This is a genomic window from Salipiger pallidus (genome assembly GCF_014643635.1).
GTDB lineage: Bacteria > Pseudomonadota > Alphaproteobacteria > Rhodobacterales > Rhodobacteraceae > Salipiger > Salipiger pallidus.
This window is the reverse complement of the sequence record NZ_BMJV01000011.1, coordinates 80,699-100,370: the sequence shown is the minus strand read 5'-3', so window position 1 is coordinate 100,370 and position 19,672 is coordinate 80,699. Positions and strand designations below refer to the sequence as shown.

The 19,672-nt window shown below is 65.5% G+C and carries 19 protein-coding genes; 8 read left to right on the top strand and 11 right to left on the bottom strand.

What is annotated here, in order from left to right; translation table 11 throughout:
* The first annotated feature begins 130 nt into the window (after positions 1-130).
* Positions 131-1,930 (top strand): NAD(P)/FAD-dependent oxidoreductase, encoded by a 1,800-nt coding sequence (locus IEX41_RS19755; protein WP_188792050.1) that lies wholly within the window; start codon positions 131-133, stop codon positions 1,928-1,930.
* Between the two features lie 91 nt (positions 1,931-2,021).
* Complete coding sequence (locus IEX41_RS19750) at positions 2,022-3,074, top strand: 2,3-butanediol dehydrogenase (RefSeq protein WP_188792049.1); 1,053 nt, start codon at positions 2,022-2,024, stop codon at positions 3,072-3,074.
* 133 nt (positions 3,075-3,207) lie between these two features.
* Here the strand turns inward: IEX41_RS19750 and IEX41_RS19745 are convergent, their stop codons facing one another.
* The gene (locus tag IEX41_RS19745; protein WP_188792048.1) at positions 3,208-3,483 is read right to left on the bottom strand and encodes a hypothetical protein; all 276 of its coding nucleotides are present in this window, start codon (positions 3,481-3,483) and stop codon (positions 3,208-3,210) included.
* 638 nt (positions 3,484-4,121) lie between these two features.
* The gene (locus IEX41_RS19740) at positions 4,122-5,330 is read right to left on the bottom strand and encodes a Zn-dependent hydrolase (RefSeq protein ID WP_188792047.1); all 1,209 of its coding nucleotides are present in this window, start codon (positions 5,328-5,330) and stop codon (positions 4,122-4,124) included.
* Positions 5,331-5,514: 184 nt separating this feature from the next.
* On the opposite strand from IEX41_RS19740, the gene IEX41_RS19735 reads away from it, so the two are divergent.
* The 5 genes from IEX41_RS19735 (at position 5,515) to IEX41_RS19715 (ending at position 9,952) form a co-directional block, all read left to right on the top strand.
* On the top strand, positions 5,515-6,447 hold the full coding sequence (locus IEX41_RS19735) for a phosphotransferase (protein WP_188792046.1): 933 nt from the start codon (positions 5,515-5,517) through the stop codon (positions 6,445-6,447).
* Positions 6,444-7,394 (top strand): choline/ethanolamine kinase family protein, encoded by a 951-nt coding sequence (locus IEX41_RS19730; protein ID WP_188792045.1) that lies wholly within the window; start codon positions 6,444-6,446, stop codon positions 7,392-7,394. The genes IEX41_RS19735 and IEX41_RS19730 overlap by 4 nt, the downstream gene beginning before the upstream one ends.
* Positions 7,395-7,540: 146 nt before the next feature.
* Positions 7,541-8,368 (top strand): DeoR/GlpR family DNA-binding transcription regulator, encoded by an 828-nt coding sequence (locus tag IEX41_RS19725; RefSeq protein WP_188792044.1) that lies wholly within the window; start codon positions 7,541-7,543, stop codon positions 8,366-8,368.
* The gene (locus IEX41_RS19720) at positions 8,343-9,188 is read left to right on the top strand and encodes a helix-turn-helix domain-containing protein (protein WP_188792043.1); all 846 of its coding nucleotides are present in this window, start codon (positions 8,343-8,345) and stop codon (positions 9,186-9,188) included. Before IEX41_RS19725 ends, IEX41_RS19720 begins: the two co-directional genes overlap by 26 nt.
* Positions 9,185-9,952 carry an HAD-IIA family hydrolase gene (locus tag IEX41_RS19715; RefSeq protein ID WP_188792042.1) on the top strand — a complete coding sequence of 256 codons (768 nt, stop codon included), beginning with the start codon at positions 9,185-9,187 and terminating at the stop codon, positions 9,950-9,952. Before IEX41_RS19720 ends, IEX41_RS19715 begins: the two co-directional genes overlap by 4 nt.
* Here IEX41_RS19715 and IEX41_RS19710 read toward each other — a convergent pair.
* Positions 9,939-10,361: a MarR family winged helix-turn-helix transcriptional regulator gene (locus IEX41_RS19710; protein WP_188792041.1), complete on the bottom strand. Its 423-nt coding sequence runs from the start codon at positions 10,359-10,361 to the stop codon at positions 9,939-9,941. The two genes, IEX41_RS19715 and IEX41_RS19710, sit on opposite strands and share 14 nt — an antisense overlap.
* A 123-nt stretch (positions 10,362-10,484) precedes the next feature.
* Complete coding sequence (locus IEX41_RS19705; protein ID WP_229673391.1) at positions 10,485-11,525, bottom strand: substrate-binding domain-containing protein; 1,041 nt, start codon at positions 11,523-11,525, stop codon at positions 10,485-10,487.
* Between the two features lie 193 nt (positions 11,526-11,718).
* On the opposite strand from IEX41_RS19705, the gene IEX41_RS19700 reads away from it, so the two are divergent.
* Complete coding sequence (locus IEX41_RS19700) at positions 11,719-13,164, top strand: amidase (RefSeq protein WP_188792040.1); 1,446 nt, start codon at positions 11,719-11,721, stop codon at positions 13,162-13,164.
* Here the strand turns inward: IEX41_RS19700 and IEX41_RS19695 are convergent.
* The 7 genes from IEX41_RS19695 to IEX41_RS19665 all read right to left on the bottom strand — a co-directional run bounded on the left by IEX41_RS19695 (position 13,157) and on the right by IEX41_RS19665 (position 19,624).
* Positions 13,157-13,930, bottom strand: coding sequence for an urease accessory protein UreD (locus tag IEX41_RS19695; RefSeq protein ID WP_188792039.1), 774 nt, complete (start codon positions 13,928-13,930; stop codon positions 13,157-13,159). The genes IEX41_RS19700 and IEX41_RS19695 overlap by 8 nt on opposite strands.
* On the bottom strand, positions 13,927-14,532 hold the full coding sequence (ureG, locus tag IEX41_RS19690) for an urease accessory protein UreG (RefSeq protein ID WP_188792038.1): 606 nt from the start codon (positions 14,530-14,532) through the stop codon (positions 13,927-13,929). Before ureG ends, IEX41_RS19695 begins: the two co-directional genes overlap by 4 nt.
* Positions 14,529-16,232: an urease subunit alpha gene (ureC, locus tag IEX41_RS19685; RefSeq protein ID WP_188792037.1), complete on the bottom strand. Its 1,704-nt coding sequence runs from the start codon at positions 16,230-16,232 to the stop codon at positions 14,529-14,531. Before ureC ends, ureG begins: the two co-directional genes overlap by 4 nt.
* Positions 16,229-16,903 (bottom strand): urease subunit beta, encoded by a 675-nt coding sequence (gene ureB, locus IEX41_RS19680; protein ID WP_188792036.1) that lies wholly within the window; start codon positions 16,901-16,903, stop codon positions 16,229-16,231. Before ureB ends, ureC begins: the two co-directional genes overlap by 4 nt.
* Positions 16,904-16,912: 9 nt before the next feature.
* The gene (locus IEX41_RS19675; protein WP_188792035.1) at positions 16,913-17,563 is read right to left on the bottom strand and encodes an urease accessory protein UreF; all 651 of its coding nucleotides are present in this window, start codon (positions 17,561-17,563) and stop codon (positions 16,913-16,915) included.
* Complete coding sequence (locus IEX41_RS19670) at positions 17,560-18,027, bottom strand: urease accessory protein UreE (RefSeq protein WP_188792034.1); 468 nt, start codon at positions 18,025-18,027, stop codon at positions 17,560-17,562. Before IEX41_RS19670 ends, IEX41_RS19675 begins: the two co-directional genes overlap by 4 nt.
* Positions 18,028-18,109: 82 nt before the next feature.
* Complete coding sequence (locus IEX41_RS19665) at positions 18,110-19,624, bottom strand: amidase (RefSeq protein ID WP_188792033.1); 1,515 nt, start codon at positions 19,622-19,624, stop codon at positions 18,110-18,112.
* Positions 19,625-19,672: the final 48 nt, after the last annotated feature.

The following is a 19,672-nucleotide window of genomic DNA, read 5'->3' as shown; positions in this document are numbered from 1 at the left end:
GGCGTTGCGTTTGCAACATGCTGCGACGCCGCAACCTTCGGGACACCGAAAATCGTCAGATTGACGTGGCCGGGGGGCATTGCGGATCGCCACACTCTCCTCATCACATTGCCTATGAGGAGGATACGCAATGCTCGACTCGACCGTCACCACCGAAGTGCAAGGCACGCTCGACCGCCTGAACGCCGCCCTCGAGGAGGGCGACGCGAAGGCTGCAAGCGCCCTGTTTGCCACTGACAGCTACTGGCGCGACTTGGTTGCCGTGAGCTGGAACCTCAAGACCGTGGAAGGCCCCGCAGGTGTGCAGGATATGCTCACGGCGCAGCTCGCTCACACGAAGCCGGGCAACTTCGCACTCCAGAAGGGCGAGCTTCCTGCCGAAGAGGGCGGTGTCATCACCGCCTGGGTCACGTTCGAGACCGCCGTCGGGAGGGGCTGGGGCCTGATGCGCCTGAAAGACGGTCGCATCTGGACGCTGCTCACCGCGCTGCAGGAACTGAAGGGCTTCGAGGAAAGCCGGGGCAAACGCCGCCCGATGGGGGCAGAGCACGGCGCGTCCAAGTCCCGCAAGTCTTGGACCGAAAAGCGCGAGGCGGAGGCAGCAGAGCTCGGCTACACCGAGCAACCCTATACCGTCATCATAGGCGGCGGCCAGGGCGGCATCGCGCTTGGCGCGCGGCTGCGGCAGCTTGGCGTTCCCACCATCGTGCTCGACAAACATGACCGCCCGGGCGACCAGTGGCGCTCACGGTACAAGTCGCTCTGCCTGCATGATCCGATCTGGTACGACCACCTGCCCTACATCAAGTTCCCCGACAATTGGCCGGTCTTCACGCCCAAGGACAAGGTTGGTGACTGGCTCGAGATGTACACCAAGGTCATGGAGATCAATTACTGGACCCGGTCCGAAGTGCAAAAGGCCAGCTATGACGAAGCCAGCGGCACATGGGATGTGAAGGTCAACCGCGACGGCGAGGAGGTGACTCTGCGACCGACCCAGCTGGTGCTTGCAACCGGCATGTCGGGCAAGGCGAACATGCCGTCCTTCCCGGGCATGGACAGCTTCAAGGGCACGATTCAGCACTCATCGCAGCATTCCGGTCCCGATGAGTGGTCCGGCAAGAAGGTTGTCGTGGTGGGCTCCAACAACTCGGCTCACGACATCTGCGCCGCGCTCTGGGAAGCGGATGCCGACGTGACCATGGTGCAGCGCAGCTCGACCCATATCGTGAAGTCCGACAGCCTCATGGAAATCGGCCTTGGCGCGCTTTACTCCGAAGACGCCGTTGCCGGCGGCATGACCACCGAGAAGGCCGACATGGTCTTTGCCTCCCTGCCCTACCGGATCATGCACGAGTTCCAGATCCCGCTTTACGACCAGATGAAAGAGCGTGACGCCGAGTTCTATGCCGGGCTGGAAAGGGCCGGGTTCGATCTCGATTGGGGTGACGACGGCTCGGGCCTGTTCATGAAGTACCTGCGCCGCGGCTCGGGCTACTACATCGACGTGGGTGCCAGTCAGCTCATCATCGATGGTGAGGTGAAGCTGGTCAAAGGCCAGGTTGAGCGCTTCGATGAAACAGGCGTGGTGCTGTCGGACGGCACGCATCTCGATGCCGACCTCGTGGTGATGGCGACGGGTTACGGCAGCATGAACGGCTGGGCCGCCGATCTCATCAGCCAGGATGTGGCGGACAGGGTCGGCAAGGTCTGGGGCCTGGGATCCGAAACGACCAAGGACCCCGGCCCCTGGGAGGGCGAGCAGCGCAACATGTGGAAGCCAACCCAGCAGGAGAACCTCTGGTTCCACGGCGGCAACCTGCACCAGTCGCGCCACTACTCGCTGTACCTCGCGCTACAGCTGAAGGCCCGTATGGAGGGGATCGATACCCCGGTCTACGGCCTGCAGGAGGTGCATCACCTGTCGTGATGGCCTGACATGGCCGCGCCCGTGGGCGCGCGCCGCGGCGCCTGGCCGTTGCTCCTGCCGGGCGCATCCTTTCTGACATAGGAGAAAAGACATGAAAGCAGCACGTTGGCATGGCGTGAAGGACATTCGCGTCGAAGACATTTCGGACCCGACGCCGGGTCCGGGCGACGTGAAGGTCAAGGTGGCGTGGACCGGGATTTGCGGCAGCGACCTGCACGAGTATCTGGCCGGGCCGATCTTCGTGCCCGTGGACGAAGATCACCCCCTGAGCCACGACAAGGCGCCGATCACCATGGGGCACGAATATTGCGGCACGGTCACTGAACTGGGCGAGGGTGTCACCGACCTTTCGGTCGGGGACCGCGTCGCGATCGAGCCGATCTTTGCCTGCGGGGCCTGCCCCGCCTGTCTCGAGGGCAAGTACAACCTTTGCGACAGCCTTGGCTTCGTTGGCCTGTCCGGCGGCCATGGTGGCTTCGCCGCACACAGCGTCGTGCCCGCGCGCATGGTTCACAGAATGCCTGATGGCCTGTCGATGGAACAGGGCGCGCTCGTGGAGCCTGCAGCCGTCGCCCTGCACGCCGTTCGCCTGTCCAAGATCAAGGCCGGTGACAAGGCCGCCGTCTTCGGCGCCGGCCCGATCGGGCTTTTGGTGGTGGAATCGCTGCGCGTCGCGGGGGCGTCGGAAATCCACGTCGTCGAACCCTCGGAGGTGCGGCGACAAAAGGCGCTGGATCTTGGCGCGACATCGGTGATTGATCCGACATCGACAGATGCAGTGGCCGAGATCCGCTCTGCCACCGGCGGGGTTCATGTCGCCTTCGAAGTGACCGGCGTGCCACGGGTCCTTCCCCAGTGCATCGACGCCACACGCCATGAAGGACAGGTTCTGATCGTTTCGATCTGGGAACAGGAAGCCTCCTTCCAGCCCAACACGGTCGTTCTGAAGGAACGTCAGGTGCAGGGCACCATTGCCTATCGCAACGTCTACCCCGCAGTCATGGCGCTCATGACCCAGGGCTATTTCAGCGCCGATCAGCTGGTCACAAAGCGCATCGCCCTGGAGGATATCGTCACTGAAGGCTTCGAGGCGCTGGTCTCGGAGAAGTCCCATGTGAAGATCCTCGTCGAAGCACCCGACTGACGACCCGACAAAGACCACGCCGGCCGCCCGTTTGGCGTGGCGGTCGGCTCGTCTAGCGACGGGGTGGAGATCGGGGACAGACTGGATGACGGATCCCTAGCAGCGTGGACACGCCGCCCGGACGCCCCGTGGATTATGCCTCTGCCCCCTCCAGCCCGTCGAGCCGGCTGCGCCATGCGAGGGCAAGGGATGCGAGGCACGCGAGCTGCACAGCCGAAAAGTTGGCCTTGGCCGGAACAAGCCCGATCCCATCCGCAAGGCCGTCGGTCGCGATCACCGGGATTGTAAAACCGCTGTATGCGTAAATAAAGAAGCCGGCGTTGGCACGCGCAGTGTTCTCCGGTGCCAGCATCGAGATTTCCGACAGCGAGGACTGATATGTGAAGCCGTAACCGGATGCGCTGGTCAACGCAGTGCCCAGAACCATCAGAGGGATCGACTGCAGCGCTACGCCGGAAAGACGGCCTGCAAAGCCGAGTGGAATCAGCCAAAGCCGTCGGCGCAGCGCGCGGGTTTCTCATGCGGCGGGCGCGAGGCTGGGACAGAAATCCGATGGAGAACGCGACATAGATCATCGGCCCGGACGACGCGCCCGGCCCCTTCTGGTCGATCACACCAATGACGTTACCGAGGCCGGGCTGACGCTGATGCCCATGGCCGAGTCGCGGTGCGGCTGGCCTCTCCGCCGACGCGGCTCGCCCCGAGACCGCGACTGAGGCCCTCGGGTTGGTTGGCACGGGTGCTGGAAACGACGCTTTCGCTGCAAGCGCGCTGGCGCTGATGGGGCGCGGTTTCGAGGCCCTAGGAGCCGAGCGCTTTGATTTTTCCGATCAAGCCATTCTTCGTACCCTCAACACCGAGGGCATGGAACCGGCGCGAGAAGGCTATTAGCCGCCCTCGGTGCCGATGGACGTGCTGTACCTGCAGCGCAAATTCGGCGGCCTCTTGGTTCTGGACAACCGGCTGCAGTCCAGCCTGCCCCTTCGCCGGATCTTTGAGCACCACCTGTGACGGGGTCTGCCTCGCGCGGCCTGAAGGGGCCGGCGATCAGGCGGTGAGCCGCCGCAGCAGCGCTTGGATCATCGCGCCACCGTTGCGCAGATCCTGGGGATGGGTCAGTTCCAGCGGGCTATGGCTGAGGCCGCCGACACTGGGAACAAAGACCAGCGTGCTGGGCATCACCGCCGCAAGCGCCAGTGCGTCATGACCGGTAATGGTCAGCATGGGGGTCGCGCTTAGCCCAAGCGCACTGGCCGCCTCGAGCGTCATGCCCACCCCTTCAGCCGACAGCGGCGTGCCGGGGCGGGCTTCGTCCGTTGCGACATCGATGGCACAGCCAAGGGCGGCGACATCCTTGGTGATGGCCTGCATGAAGCGGTCGCCCACCTCGGTGCAGACCGCCTGATCAGGGTTGCGGATCTCGAAGTACACGGTGACGCGGCTGGCCACCACGTTGGGGCTGTCCGGCTCGGCGACGATCTTGGCGGCGGACCAGTGAAGCCGGGCGGTCTCGGCCTCCATCTGGTCGTGGAAACGGGTGATGGCCAGGGCGGCGGCACGCATGGCATCGCGGCGCTGCGGCATGGCCGTGGGGCCGGTGTGGGACGGCGCGCCGACGAAGCTCAGGGTAAGCTTGCGCACCCCCCAGGAGGCCGTGACCGCGCCGATCTGAACGCCGCTTTCCTCGAGGTGGCCGCCCTGCTCCACGTGCAGTTCGAGATTGTGGACCGGGGTCAGGCCGAGGCTGTCCTCGCCCAGCCAGCCGATCGCCTCAAGGGCCTCGCCCATGCTGGTGCCAAGGCGATCGCGCAGACCAAGGGCGAAGTCGGCCGTGTACTTGCCGGTAAAGACAGAACTGCCCGTGAGGCTGGGCTGGAAGCGGGCGCCTTCCTCGTTGGTCCAGTTCACAACGGTGATGTTGTGGCGCAGGGGCGTCCCCTCGGCAAGCAGCGCCGCCGCCGCGTCGAGCGCCGCAAGCACGCCAAGGGTGCCGTCGAACCGCCCGCCCGTCGGCTGGCTGTCGAGGTGCGAGCCGCACAGAACGGTGGTGTCCGCGTCGGGCGCTGTGGGGAAGGTCGCGAACATGTTGCCGACAGCGTCGGTGATGACACTGGCGCCCCTCTCGGTCGCCAGTTGCGCGAAGAGGGTGCGCGCCGCGCCATCCTCGGGGCTGCCGGTCAGGCGCCGGACGCCTCCGTCCATGGTCGAGCCGATCTGGGAGAAGCGGTCGATAAGGGCGATCAGGTCATCATGCATCTTGGGGGTTCCCGCGTTGAAAGCCCGCCCTGTCTACCCCCGCGCCGATGCTGCAGACAGGCGCCATCGGCGGCGCGGGGCGCTGCGTCACGACATACTGGACTCTGGGACAAATCCCGCCCCGATCGGCGCAGGACAACCTGTCCGGGCCATGGTTTCATTGCGGCGACAACGCGAGGATCCCATGGACATCGAGCAGATCATCCACCGTATTCCCGGCTGGGACGGACGCCCCCTCATCACCGAGGCGGCGATCCCGGTCCTGGCCTCTCCGTCCTGGCGCGGCGTAGACGGCGCGCCTCTCGTGGTGCGCGACGGCGACAGCGGTGAACAGCTTTTCGTCAAGCAACTGCACCCTGACACATCCTTCTACATCGACCCGGACGCCTCGTTCGAGGCGGCGCGCATTGCAGGTGAGCTGGGGGTCGGGCCAAAGGTGCTTCATGCCGGGGACGGGGTGCTGGTCACCGAACATCTCGGCGACGGCTGGCGGACCGCGGGTCTTGAACACGCGGCCGATCCGGACTTCGTCGACCGGGTGCTGGCGGCCCGCGCGCGGCTTGGGGCGGGCCCTGCCCTCCCCGCCTGCGCCGATGTCTTCACCGAGCTTCCACGCCTGCATGCGCTGATCAACGACACGAAGGCTCCAACCGCGCCTGACCTGGAGTTCCTCTTTGACACGGTGATGCTCGCCGCCCCCCGCAAGGGGCACGACACGCCGGTGCCGATCCATGGGGACGGCAACCTGTCAAACGTGATGTTCAACGAGGTGGGCGAGATCCGGCTGGTGGATTACGACCGCGCCGGCATGGGCAGCCCCTGCGAGGAACTGGGCAGCGCCCTGGTCGAGATGTACGCCTTCGAACCGCCCGCTCGGGCCGCGTTCTCGCGCGCGGCGGCACTGTTCGGCCTGCCGGATGAGGACGAGGTGTTCGACCGGGTGCGCCTGCACGGCATCGCGGACGATCTGCGCTGGACCATGATCGGGATGCTGATGGGTCACCTGAGCCCCCGTAAGAACGAGGAATTCTACAAGTTCGGCCTGTGGCGGCTGGTCCGGCTGCGCGCCGCCCTGCGCGATCCCCGCTTTGGCGAACGCTTGAGGAGCGCAGCATGATCCCCATCCGCAAACTGGGCGAGGCCCGCACCATCGACGAAACCAACGCAGAGGCCGCCATCCGCAAGGTGCCCGAATGGGCCGGGCGCGAGGATGACATCAGCTACCGGATGATGGTGGGTGGGCTCAACAATCGCAACTGGCACATATCGGTGGCCGGGGACGCGCGGTCCTATTTCCTCAAGGTGCCCGGCGACGGCACCGAGATCTTCATCAACCGGGCCACTTCCTACGAGGCTGCCGTGGCCGCCCACAGTGTCGGCATCGCGCCCGAGGTGATCTTTCACGATGACGCCACTGGCACGGAGGTGCACGAGTTCCTCGAGGGACACACCACCTGCACCACGGCAGATTTCATGCGCGCCGATGTACGCGATCAGGTGATCCGCCTCTTTCGTACCCTGCACTCCAGCCCGGTTTTGAGCCAGCGCAAGACTATCTTCGACCTGATCGACGAGCACCTCAAGCAGGCGGCTGAACTGGGCTCATCCATGCCCGAGGATCTGCCTTGGCTGCTGCACCATTACGAAAAGATCCGCGCGGCGTTCACCGCGTCGGGCCTCGACCTGGTGACCTGCTACAACGACCCCATGCCGGGCAACTTCCTGTTCTCGCCCTCGGGAGAACTGAAGCTGATCGACTACGAGTTCGCCTCGGCCAACGAGCGCAGCTACGACATCGGCGTCTTTGCCTGCGAGATGTTTCTCGAGGAGGACGAGACCGATGCATTGATCGAGACCTATTTCGGCAAGGTGTCACCGCAGATGCAGGCACGGGTAACCCTGTGCCGCATCCTCGCGGACATGAAATGGGGCAGCTGGGCCGTGGTAAACCGCAAGCTGACCGACTGGGATTTTGATTTCCAGAAATACGGGCTTTGGAAATACATGCGCGGACGCGCGATGATGATGGACCCACGGTTCGACAGCTGGCTGCGGTTGGTCTGAGCAGAGACCCGGCAACAACGCACAAGAAACAGGCGGGCCCCGCAAGAGGCCTGCCTGCTTTAATCTACATACTTGAAAATGCAACTTTCAATAAAGAGAGTGGTACTCAGGTGGCGTTCGCCGCACGACAGACGCCTGGGGACTGCATGGCCGAGCCGAACATTTCATCGCAACGCCGCCACCGCGCCGCCCGGCAGGATTGCATTCTGACCGAGCTGCGCGCCCAGCCAAGCATGCGCGCCTCGGAACTTGCGCAAAAGCTTGATGTGTCACACGAGACAATCCGCCGGGATATCATAGACCTCGATCGGCGCGGCCTGCTGAGGCGCACCTATGGTGGCGCCGAACGGCCGTTGCGGATCGAGGCGCCACTGGCAGAACGGCGCACCATGCACGTGAACACCCGCCACCGGATCGGTGCCGAGGCGGCGGCATTGGTTGGTCCCGGTGAGGTCGTCATGATCGGCAGCGAATCGACCTGCTGGCACATGGTGCGCAGTCTTGCAGCCGGCGCACAGCAGGTCACGGCCATAACCAACTATCATTCCGTTGCCGAGGCGCTGTGTGACAATCCCGGCGCGCAGATCATCACCCTCGGCGGCCGCCTCCACCCAACTGAGCGCTACGCCTGGGGTCCGCAGGCCATCGAGGAGCTGACCCGCTACCGTGCCAACTGGGCGATGTTCGGCGCCTCGGGAATCGACGGCTCGGGCGTCTATGACATTGACGATCACGCGGCGGGCATCTGTCGCCGCATGTTCCGGCAGGCAGGACGGGTTGCCGTTCTTGCCGACAGTTCAAAGTTCGGCATGCCAGCGCTGGCCCGCATCGCGAGCTGGCCCGAGATCGACCTCCTTGTCGTTGACACCCCGCCGCAGGGCGCGATTGCCGCGACGCTTTCGGCGCAGGGGGTTCGTATCCTTTCCACCAGCAAGAAGACCCAGCCCCATGACGATGCGTCGCCACACTCCTGAGCCCTCCTGCCCCACCCAGCTGACGCTTGGGCCGGTCAACATCCTGCACCGGGGTGACGCCGTCACCCGCCTCGTCAACTCGGGATCGACCGAGCCCTGCTATCACCTCGTCTTCCCCATGCAATCGCCGCTGCGTTTCTGCCAGTCGGGGATGACAGGCGAGGTGCGGCCCGGGGCCTATGTGCTGCTGAGAGGGGATCGGTTCTATGATCTGACTGCGTTCGAAAACCTGTCGCAGCGGGTTGTGGTGCTGCCCGCATCGGCACTCGGGGCGCGGCTCATGGATGTGGAACGGCACGTGGGCGGGCGTTTTGGCGCAGATCCACAGATGGCTGCGCTGGTGTCCAGGACGGTTTCGACCACCGCACAAGTCTTTCGCACCGCGCCGCCCCGGCAGCCCGAGGCGCTTGGGGCCGAGATGGTCGCACTCGTTGCGCTGATGCTCGGCGCCGAGGAGGTCAGCGGGCCGCCAAGCCGCAGTGGCCGCAGCCGCACCCGCCAGCGCATCATCGAACACATCGAACGCCACCTTCCGGATCCGGGACTGGCGCCCGCAGACATCGCCCGTGCGGTCGGTATCTCGCGCAGCCACCTCTATGCCCTCTTTGCCGATGGCGGCGAGTCCGTGTCGGAGTTCGTGCGCAACCGCCGGCTTCAGGCAGCCTACGAGCTGCTGGTGTCCGATGGCCACGGAGGTCTGGCGATATCGGAGGTAGCCTATCGCACCGGCTTCCGCAGCCCGGCACATTTCTCGCGCAGCTTCTCGCGGCAGTTCAACGCCGCGCCCCGCGATGTCCGCGCATCGGGAGCAATCCGATGAGCAAGCCGATCCGGGCAGTGATCTCGGACCTCGACGGCGTGGTCTGGCGGGGCGAAGCGGCCATCCCCTCCTCCGTGGTGGCTCTGCGTCGCTGGTTCGAGCGCGGGGTGCCGCTGGCTTTCGCGACCAACAACTCCGCCCACTCAGCGGCGGAGTTCGCACGCGTTCTCAACGGGTTCGGAATTCCGGTCGCCCCCAGCCACGTGATCACACCGATTGAGGCACTGACCGCGTGGCTGCAGACCAACCGTCCTGGGGCGAATTGCTACGTCATCGGGGGTGACGCGTTGCGCACATCGGTCATCGCCGCCGGGGGGCACGTGGTCGAGGATGCCGGGGCGGAAGTGGTGGTGCTGGGTACGGATTACGACCTTGGCTATACCAAGCTGCGCATCGCAACGAACGCGCTGCTGAACGGTGCGGTCCTGCTCGCCACGAATCCTGACGTCCTGTCACCGGTGGAGGATGGGTTCGAACCGTGCGTCGGTGCCCTTGTCGCGCTGTTCGACGCAGCGGTCCCGGGGCTTGAGCCAGTTATCCTTGGCAAGCCGCAGCCGGGATTGCTGCTGGCTGCGCTGGATTTGCTCGGGGCTGACCCGGGCGACACCATCATGATCGGGGATCAGGTGTCCACCGACATGAAGGCAGCGGCGGCTGCCGGGGTCCGGGGGATCCGCATCACCACCAACCCGCACTACCGGCCTTGTCCGGGCGATCCGCCCCACGGCGTGATCGACTGCCTGTCCGAGCTCAGTCCTGGCTGAGCCCGGCCAGCAGACGCCGGACATCGCCCAGCTCGTCCGAGCCGAACGCCTCTGCCACGTGCTTTTCGTGATCGTCGCCTACGTTCTCAAGCTCGCGGCACAGCGCCACGCCTTTCGACGAAAGTGCCACGCGGACCTTGCGGCGATCCTGTTCATCGGGAACGCGAAACACCAGCGCCTCGCGAACCATGCGATCAATGATTTTTGTCAGCGTCGCGGGTTCTACGAGGACTCTTTCGGCCAGATGGCCCATGGTCATAGGCCCTTCGCCTTCGAGCGATTTCAGGACGCGGTACTGTTCGATCGCAATGCCGTTTGAGGACAGGCGGCGCGACAGATCCTCTTCGATTAGACGGTTGGCCCGAGCAATGAGATACCCGAGTTGCTCGGTAAACTTGGGGTCCGCCATGGTGCCTCCGTCCATCACCCTGAAACTATACAGGATGTAGCACCGCAGGTTGAACAATTCCACAACATTTGAAACCGCGACTACCTACTCGCAGATGGCTGATTGCCGTAATGTCACGCTTTGCTAATTGGTGAAGGCCTGCCGGACCACGAAGTCCACGCCATCCGCCTCGGCGAGGCGGACCCGTGCATCCGCATCGGTCCGGCCGATCATCCGGTAGGCATGGTCGCGCTTCAGGCGAGGGCGCAGGAAATGCGCCATCTGGCATCCATCCACGCGCCCGACCTGCCGGGCGATGGCCGCGACCAAATGGAGTGCATCGTAGCAATGCACCGAATTGGCGGTCATGACGGGGCGCTGCCCGGAGAAACAGGCGTCATATCGTTCGGCCAGCGCGTCCCGTCCCGGTGCACGGCTGGTGTCGAAATAGGGCTGCGCGGCGTAAAGGTTCTCGCCCCCCCCATCGGCCAGCCCCATAAGTTGGGATTCGTCGAAGGCAAGGTTCAGGCGAATGGCGTTGCGCGCAAGGCCGTGATCAGCAAAGGCGCGGTTAAAGCAGACCGCGTCCTCTCCCAGCATGGCGATGACAACCACGTCCGCCCGTGCCTTGCGGACACGGTCGAGCACCGCGTCGTAATCGCGCGCGCCGAAGGGAATGAGCGCCTCACCGACGAACTGGCCGCCAGCGAAGTTCACCGCCTCTTCGGTGGTGCCATGGGCCACGCGGGGCCAGATGTAGTCATTGCCGACGAAGAAGAACCGTTTCGCCCGGTGGCGCCGGGCCATCCAGTCCAGTGACGGGTTCAGCACTTCACCATCGGTACAGCTGAGCTGTGCGGTGCCCGGCCCGCAAAAGCCCCCCTCGTAGTGCGAGGTGTAGACATATGGGGCCAGCCCCCCGAGCCCGCGCCGCACGGCGGGGCGCAGATCGCTCGACTGCATGCCGATCACCGCATCGACGTTCTCTTCGATGGCAAGCCGCTGCGCGGCCTTGTAGGCGCTGGCTGGCGTGTCGCCCGAGTCGATCTCGACGATTTCGATTTCCTCGCCGAGGACACCCCCGGCGGCGTTGAGCTCGGCCGCCGCAAGCAGCGCACCGCCCTGACAGGCAAGTGTCCAAATGCCGGCGAGGCCTTCGTGAGAGAGGATCAAACCGATTTTCATGTGTGAATCGTTACGGAACGTTGGACCTTCGCACAAATCCTGTGGAAGTCGCTGAGGGGGCAATGCCGCAAGATGCCTGTTTGATGTGCGCTCGCGGCGGGCAAACTGACAAGTCGGCGCCGAAGCCGCATCTCGTCTGTCATTTGTTTATTTTTAGGTATTTTATTTTTCAAGTACACTGCCGGAGATCTCCATGAACGCCCATTCCAAGCCCCCCAGCCTGTCCACCCGTGACATCCCCGACCTGTCGCTGACAGAGACCAGCGCCTTGATCGCATCTGGCGTAGCGACGCCCACGGACGTGACCGAGGCCGTGCTGGACCGCGTTGCCGAGGTGGACGGCGCACTGAACGCCTTCATCACCGTGACCGCAGATCGCGCCCGCGAAAAGGCCGCGTTTGCGACGCGGGAACGCGCTGCCGGGCTTGACCGCGGTGTGCTGCATGGCATTCCCTTTGCGCTGAAGGACCTGTGCGAAACCGACTTCGCGCCAACCTCGGCAGGGCTCGCGCTGCTCAAGGACAACGAAACCGGGCGCAACGCCACGGTGACCCAGCGCCTCGAACAGGCCGGCTGCATCACCATCGGCAAGCTTGGCATGACCGAGGGCGCCTATTCCGGCCACAACGACCGGATGGCGGTGCCGAAGAACCCATGGAACGCGAAGCTCTGGCCGGGCTCGTCCTCGTCCGGCTCGGGCGTCTCTGTGGCGGCAGGCATGGCCTTGGGGTCCACCGGATCGGACACCGGTGGGTCGATCCGCTTTCCCTCCGGCGCGAACGGGATCACCGGGATGAAGGGCACCTGGGGCCGTGTCAGCCGTCACGGCGTGTTCGCGCTGGCTGACAGCCTCGACCACGTGGGACCGATGGCGCGCACCGCCGAGGATTGCGCCGCGATCATGACCGCCATTGCCGGGGCCGACGCAAACGACCCCACGGCCCTGATGGCGCCGGTTCCAGATTACCTTGCAGGCTGCGCCGGGCCAATCCGGGGCATGCGCATCGGCATCGACCGCGCCGCCGTGATCGAGAGCGCCGCCCCCGAGACCGCTGCCGTCATCGAAGAGGCCATCGCGGTTTATGAGTCCCTCGGCGCCGAGATCGTGCCGGTATCCTTCCCCTGGCCCGAGGATGCGGTGGACCAGTGGACAGTACTCTGCGCCATCGAGGTTGCGCTCGCCCACGAGGGCCGCTTCCCCGAGCAGCGCGACGGTTACGCACCGCACCTGACCGAACTGCTGGACTACGGCCTTGGCCTCAGCGCCAAGGAGGTCGGCGCGGCGATGCAGTGGCGGCTGGTGTATAACGGCGCGGTGGCGCGGGCGATGCACGGGCTGGACGCGGTGCTGTTCCCGATCACCGATGCGCCGATGGCAGAGCTGGACAACACCTATGCAGCACCTTTGGCAGGCAAGGGCGAGAACCTCGGCAACATGCTCAAGTTCACCGCGCCCGCGGATTTCACCGGTATGCCGTCGCTCACCCTGCCGGGCGGCTTCGACAGCCGGGGCGGGCCGATCGGGTTCCAGCTGATGGGGCACGCCCTGACCGAGGACAAGCTGTTCAAGCTCGGCGCGGCGTTCCAGCGGGTCACCGACCTGCACACGAAGCGCCCCGATCTGTCACCGTTCAAATAAGGGAACCGATCTGCCGGAAGGCGCGGTCAAGCGCGCCTCCGGTCCTTGCCGCGATGCGGATCACCTGCCCCGCCTTGCCTCGCGCCGCCCCGGCGGCGGCGTAGCAGTCAGGCAGGTCGAGCGGGCCATCTTCGAAAGGCGTGCTGCCGACGAAGGTGACGGTGCCAAAGGCGGTAATGCCAGCGCGAAGGGCGCCGAGACGGATCAGGTCTTCTTCGGTGACATGCTGTCGCTCACGCAGGATCGTCCTGCCTGCAGTGTCCTCGATCAGCAAATCCGAGTCCCAGTAACCGCCTTTTGCCTCGGCTTCCGGCGCGCGGCGGCAGAACCCATCGAAGAGCACCGCCTTGGCGCCGGGGGCCAGCGCCACCGAAATGCGCTGGTGCATCTTCGCCCCGGTCATGAGCACGTTGGGATCGGCCAGGTGCCGGACGGTCGCCCCTTCGTCCGCCTGGAAGGTCCAGTCCGACCGGCACGCCCTGCCCCGCCGGGCATCGGCGTGGATCATCAGTGCGCCCGCGCCGATCATGTCGACGCTGGCCCCCTGCTCCACCGTCACCGCGTGGCGCCAATGGTCCCCGGGCAGCAGGGCCGCCCCGGCGCATTGCGGCAGGATGGTCAGCGGGCCATACAGCCCGTCACGCCGGTAACCACGCGGCAGAGACCACGGCCATTGCACGAGGCGGCCCAGGATCGCCGTACCGCCATCGGGGCCGATCCCGCAGGTCAGGAAGACCTGCGGATGCTCTGGCGTGAGATCCTTCACTTGAACAGCACTTCGCGGCGCAGGTGCTCGACCACTTCGACAACCCCCTCGCCCTTGCGGCAGACGGTGGGCAAAACGGCGCTGCCACCGCGCACCTCCGTGGCCTCGGCCAGCATCCTGGGGAAATCGACCCCCACATGCGGCGCGAGATCGGCCTTGTTGATCACCAGCAGGTTCGCCTGCAGGATCCCCGGCCCCTTCTTGCGGGGAATGTCGTCGCCCCCCGCCACGTCGATCACGAATATCCAGTAATCCACGAGATTCGGCGAGAAGGTCGAGGCGAGGTTGTCGCCCCCGCTCTCCAGCAAGATCAGATCGAGACCGGGGTAGTCGGCCTCGAGCCGGTCGGCGGCGGCCATGTTGAGCGTCGGGTCCTCGCGGATCACCGTATGCGGGCAGGCTCCAGCCTGCACTGCGCGGACCCGATCGGGGGCCAGCTTGCCACCCTTGCGCAGCCGCTCTGCGTCCTCGTCAGTGACGAGGTCGTTGGTGATCACGGCGGTTTCGATACCGGTCTCGGCGAGCACGCCGAGCATGGCTTCGATCAGGGCAGTCTTGCCGGAGCCCACGGGGCCCCCGATACCGACACGGGCGGCTGTCATCTCAGGAAGTACCTTCTTGCAAGGGGAACGTCTGTTGCGGGCTCCGCAGTCAGCGGCACGCCGTCGGCTTCGACCTCGAAGGTCTGCGGATCGACGGTGATCTTCGGCAGGGCGGTGTTGCGAACCATGTCGGCCTTGCCCAGCTTGCGCACGTTCTTGATCTGGACGAAGGGCTTCTGGACGCCCAGCTTCGCCTCGGTCCCCGCCTCGATGGCCAGCTTCGAAACGAAGGTGACGCCCAGCTTGTGCTTGGCAGTGCCGAGAGAGCCCCACATTGGCCGGTGGATCATCGGCTCGGAGCCGGAGAAGCTGCCGTTGCCGTCGCCCATGGTGGCCCAGACGATGGTGCCGGACTTGATCACTGTCGACGGCTTGGCCCCGAAGAAGGCAAAGGGCCAGAGCACGATATCAGCCATCTTGCCGGGCGCGATGGAGCCGACCTCGTGGTCGATGCCCGCCGCGATTGCCGGGTTGGTGGTGTATTTCGCGATGTAGCGCAGGATGCGTTCGTTGTCGGCGCTCTCGGTCGTTTCCTCTGGCAGACGGCCCACCCGGTCCTTCATGACTGAGGCCAGCTGCCAGCACTTGGCAAGGTTCTCGGCCAGCCGCCCCATGCCTTGTGTGTCCGTGGCGAAGATCGAGATCGCGCCGCTGTCGTGCAGCAGGTCCTCGGCGGCCATGGACTGGGGCCGGATGCGCGCCTCGGCGAAGGCGACGTCTTCAAGCAAATCGAAGCTCATCATGTGGGCGAGCATGGTCATCGGCACCCCCTCTTCGAGGGCGGGCAACGTGTAGGGGTTGGTGGGGTTGGTCGAGGATGGCAGCACGTTGGGATAGCCATTTACCACGAGGATGTCCGGCGCGTGGCCGCCCCCTGCCCCTTCGGTGTGGTACATGTGGATGCTGCGGCCAGCGATGGCGTCCATCGTGGTCTCGTAGAAGCCGAATTCGTTGATCGTGTCAGTATGCAGGTGCACCGAGAAATCCGCGTCATCGGCAGCGGTCAGCGTGCCGTCGAGCACCGCCGGTGACGCGCCAAAATCCTCGTGGATCTTCACGCCGAGCGCGCCGCCGCTGACGCTTTCGGCCACGGCCTCGGAGTTGGAGTTTCCGCGCCCGAGGAAGCCGAAGTTGATCGGGTATTCATCCGCCGCCTGGATCAGCTTGCCCAGCACGTTCGGCCCCGAGCAGGAGACGTCGAAGTTCGGCCCCGGAGACATGCCGATCATAGTGGTGCAGCCGCCCGCCAGCGCGTGGTGACATTGCTGGGGGGACAGAAAATGCGCATGCGCCTCGATGGCCCCGGCGGTGACGAAATGGTTGTCCCCGTGCACGGTGGTGGTGTTGGGTCCGGTGGTCATGCCGGGGGTGACACCCTCCATGATGTCGGGGTTGCCTGCCTTGCCGACCCCGACGATGCGCCCGTCCCGGATGCCGATGTCGCCCTTCACGATGCCGAGTTCCGCGTCAATGATGACGGCGTTCATAATCACCATGTCGAGCGCGCCGTTGGCTGCCGTGCCGGTGGTGCTGAACCCCTCGCCGTCGCGCATAATCTTGCCGGCACCGGCGGTCAGCTCATCGCCGTAATGGGTGTGATCCTTCTCGATCTCGGCGATGAGGGAGGTATCGCCAAGGCGCACCATGTCGCCGGTGGTCGGCCCATAGAGACGGGCATAGACGTCGCGTGTCAGCTTCATTTGGTATAGCCCTTCTCGCTGGCAGTTTGCATCGCGGCATCCAGACCGCCCTCGACCGGCCCTTCGGTCAGCCCGGCAAAGCCGTGGACGACGCGCTTGCCGCCGTAGGGAACCAACACCACCTCTTTCTCGATGCCCGGATCAAAGCGCTCGCCACCGCCGGAGGGCCGGTCGAGCCGCATGCCGAACGCCTGCGCCCGGTCGAATTGCAGCGCCGGGTTCACCTCGAAGAAATGCGCATGCGAGCGGACCTGGATGGTGCGATCGCCGGTGTTGAGCACGGTGATCGTGACCGGCGCGCGGCCCGCGTTGATCTCGATCTCACCCTTGGCGGGGATGACCTCGCCGGGGATCGGATCGCCGGGCCCGGGGGCGATGGGGTCGAAGACGGTGATGAGCTTGGTGCCCTCGGCCATGGACACCTCGACCGAGAAGGTCTTGAGCAGGTGCGCGACCCCCGGCTCGACCTGCTCATGGGTGAGCAGCGTCGAGGCGTGCGACACGATCTGGGAATGGGTGTGCCCATGGCGGGCAAAGGTCAGCAACTCGTCTGCCAGCAGCGCCACCGCCTCGGAGTGGGCAAGGCGGATGCCCTGCGCCACGTAGCGGCGGGCAAGCTCGGCAGCGGTGAAGATGGTCAGCCGCTCCATTTCGGTGGGGGTCAGGTGCATCATCGCCTCCTAGTTGATGAAAAGTCGGCCCTCGTGCGGGCGCATCAGCGCCACGTCCGACAGCGGCATGAAGCCCGAGGGTAGATCGTCCGGGGCGGGCGCGACCGCCAGCTCGGACAGCAGCGGCGCCAGCGCCAGCAGGTCACGCTGGGTGGTGATCGCGCCCGAGACACCGAGCCTCACGGCGGCCGAGAACGCGCCGCGCGCCATGCTGAGCGCGGAGGTTTCCAGCGCCTCGGTCAGGGTGAGACCGCAGGCGCGCAGAAAGACGCCATGCGCCACGCTGAAATGACCGGTGCCGCTGGCCTGCGCCGCCTCGGCGCCAGGGTCCATCGAGATGCGCAGCGCGCGGGCAGAGGCAAAGAGCGCATCCCCCGCCTCGGCGCTTTCTCGGCGGTTGCGCTCGACCGGCATCAGGGTATCGACGGTGTGGAACCAATCGGTGAGCGCCTCACCCGCCAGCCGGAAGCCCCCGGCCAGCGCCACCCGGTCAAAACGCAGCCAGCGGGTGCGCAGCTCTGCCGCCACCCAGTCCGTCAGGGTCCGCTTGCAGACCTGCCCATCGGCGAGCGCCGTCTCCAGCCCCCAGGAATAGGCAAAAACCCCTGAGGGGAAGCCGCTGTCCGCAAGCTGCATGGCCCGGATGGTCGAGAGGCTCATTTCGCGCCCAGGATCTCGAAGGAGGCCAGCTCGTGCAGGTCGACCAGCCGCGCCTCGTAGCGTTCGCGCGGGCCGTCGAGCACCACGTCCATGACGCCATCCCCGAACACCACTTTCCAGTGCAGGTTGCCGCACCAATGGCCAAGCCGCAGTGCGTCGTCCACCGAGGCAGGCTTCAGCCGCATCCGCGCCGCGCCGTCGATGCGCACCACGATCGCAAGCCTGCCGTCATGGAACAGCACCGCGCCATCCGTCAGCGTCTGTTCGCGCGGCAGGGCGATGGCGCAGTCACGGCCCCGGTCCGTGGTGACCCGCATGCGTTTGCGGGCGGCGTCGGCTTCGGGGATGGCGATCGTCTCCAGCCCCCCCTCGTGTTCAAGCGCGTGCAGCCGGTCATGCCATTCACGGTCCGAGGCAAGCCCCAGCACCGTCTCGAGCATCATCGGCCCGTCTACATCTTTCATCGGTCTGTGTCTCCGGAAGGTCTGGCGGAAGAAAAAGGCGCCCGCCCCGCAGGGAGGCGGACGCAGTCCTCGGGAAGAGGGCTTACCAGCTCGTCCAGTCGCCGGATTTCTCGAACGCATCACCAAGGGTGTAGAGCGTCTGCTCGTCCCACATCTTGCCGACCAGCATCATGCCCACGGGCAGGCCATCGACCTTGCCACAGGGCACGGACAGCGCCGGGTGATGGGTGATGTCGAAGGGCGCGGTGTTGTGCAGGATTTCGAAACCGCGCTGGACGATCTCTTCGCGGCTTGCATCCTTGCCGGGAAGCGGCGTCGCCACCATCGGCACGGTCGGCATCAGGATCGCGTCATAGTCGGCCAGCACGGCGTCATAGGCGGCGCGCAGGGTCTTAACGATGTTATGCGCCTTGCCGTAGTAGCGCTTGCCATGCTGGTCATCAACATATTGCGCGAAGAGCATGCCCACCTTCAGCGTCTCGGACAGCTCGTCGGCGCGCTCGCGCCAGCCGCGGTGGAAGTCCATGAAGCTGGTGACGTAAAGGTCGGGCCGCGAGGTGCCGTAGCCGTCGCCCAGCATCATGGTCTGGGTCAGGCCCTGAAGGCCGATCGGGGTCCAGATCGCCGGTCCGAGCAGGTGCAAAGGGATCGAGACTTCCTCGACCTCGACGCCGAGCGCTTCGAGCTTCTTGGCCGCTTCGCGCACTTTGTCGTCCGAGGCCGCCTCGGAATGCGGATGGCCGAAGCCTTCCTTGAGCAGCGCGACCTTCATGCCCTTCACGGGCTTGTCCAGACCCTCGGTGTAGTCCGACACCGAGATGTCGATCTGGCGGCTGTCGTATCCGTCGGAGCCAGCGAGAACCTCGAGCAGCAGCGCGTTGTCCGCCACGGTCGAGGTAATGGGGCCGGCGTGGTCCACGGTGATCTCGATGGGCACGATGCCGGTGTAGGGCACGAGGCCATGGGTCGGTTTCATGCCGACGGTGCCGCAGAAGGCCGAGGGCATGCGGATCGAGCCGCCCTGGTCGCCGCCGATGGCCATGTCGACCTCGCCCTTGGCGACCAGCGCCGCCGAGCCGGATGACGAGCCGCCCGCCGAGCGGCCCTTGTCATGCGGGTTGCACACCGGCCCCAGCGCCGAGGTGTGCGAGCCGCAGGACATGCAGAAGCATTCGCAATGCGCCTTGCCGACGATGGTCGCGCCCGCGTCCAGCATTCGCGTCACGATGGTCGCGTCCACGTTGGGGATGTAGCCTTCGAGCGTCGAGGAGCCGTTCATCATCGGCACGCCGCCGAGCATGACGTTGTCCTTCAGCACCACGGTCTTGCCCTTGAGCTTGCCCTCGGGCGCGCCGGTCACGGTGGATTTCACGTACCACGCGTTCAGCTCGTTCTCGGCCTCCGGCGGGCGGACGCCGGGGGTGCGCGGATAGGTGATCTCGGGCAGAGGGTCGATCATCTCGTCGACGATGTTGTAGGCGTCGACATAGCCCTGCATCAGGCCCTGGAAAGATTTCACGTCCTCGGGGCTGAGGTTGAAGCCAAGCCGGTCGGCCACATCGGCCAATTGCTCTTCGTTCGGAAGTTTCACTGACATCCGTTGGGTCCTTGTTCGCGATGTTGTCAAAAGGGGGCGCCTCCCGCG

Coding starts and splice junctions, on each gene's coding strand:
- IEX41_RS19755 (WP_188792050.1), top strand. CDS start 131: ATGCTCGACTCGACCGTCACCACCGAAGTGCAAGGCACGCTCGACCGC.
- IEX41_RS19750 (WP_188792049.1), top strand. CDS start 2,022: ATGAAAGCAGCACGTTGGCATGGCGTGAAGGACATTCGCGTCGAAGAC.
- IEX41_RS19740 (WP_188792047.1), bottom strand. CDS start 5,330: ATGCATGATGACCTGATCGCCCTTATCGACCGCTTCTCCCAGATCGGC.
- IEX41_RS19735 (WP_188792046.1), top strand. CDS start 5,515: ATGGACATCGAGCAGATCATCCACCGTATTCCCGGCTGGGACGGACGC.
- IEX41_RS19730 (WP_188792045.1), top strand. CDS start 6,444: ATGATCCCCATCCGCAAACTGGGCGAGGCCCGCACCATCGACGAAACC.
- IEX41_RS19725 (WP_188792044.1), top strand. CDS start 7,541: ATGGCCGAGCCGAACATTTCATCGCAACGCCGCCACCGCGCCGCCCGG.
- IEX41_RS19720 (WP_188792043.1), top strand. CDS start 8,343: ATGACGATGCGTCGCCACACTCCTGAGCCCTCCTGCCCCACCCAGCTG.
- IEX41_RS19715 (WP_188792042.1), top strand. CDS start 9,185: ATGAGCAAGCCGATCCGGGCAGTGATCTCGGACCTCGACGGCGTGGTC.
- IEX41_RS19710 (WP_188792041.1), bottom strand. CDS start 10,361: ATGGCGGACCCCAAGTTTACCGAGCAACTCGGGTATCTCATTGCTCGG.
- IEX41_RS19705 (WP_229673391.1), bottom strand. CDS start 11,525: ATGAAAATCGGTTTGATCCTCTCTCACGAAGGCCTCGCCGGCATTTGG.
- IEX41_RS19700 (WP_188792040.1), top strand. CDS start 11,719: ATGAACGCCCATTCCAAGCCCCCCAGCCTGTCCACCCGTGACATCCCC.
- ureG (WP_188792038.1), bottom strand. CDS start 14,532: ATGACAGCCGCCCGTGTCGGTATCGGGGGCCCCGTGGGCTCCGGCAAG.
- ureC (WP_188792037.1), bottom strand. CDS start 16,232: ATGAAGCTGACACGCGACGTCTATGCCCGTCTCTATGGGCCGACCACC.
- ureB (WP_188792036.1), bottom strand. CDS start 16,903: ATGCACCTGACCCCCACCGAAATGGAGCGGCTGACCATCTTCACCGCT.
- IEX41_RS19675 (WP_188792035.1), bottom strand. CDS start 17,563: ATGAGCCTCTCGACCATCCGGGCCATGCAGCTTGCGGACAGCGGCTTC.
- IEX41_RS19670 (WP_188792034.1), bottom strand. CDS start 18,027: ATGAAAGATGTAGACGGGCCGATGATGCTCGAGACGGTGCTGGGGCTT.
- IEX41_RS19665 (WP_188792033.1), bottom strand. CDS start 19,624: ATGTCAGTGAAACTTCCGAACGAAGAGCAATTGGCCGATGTGGCCGAC.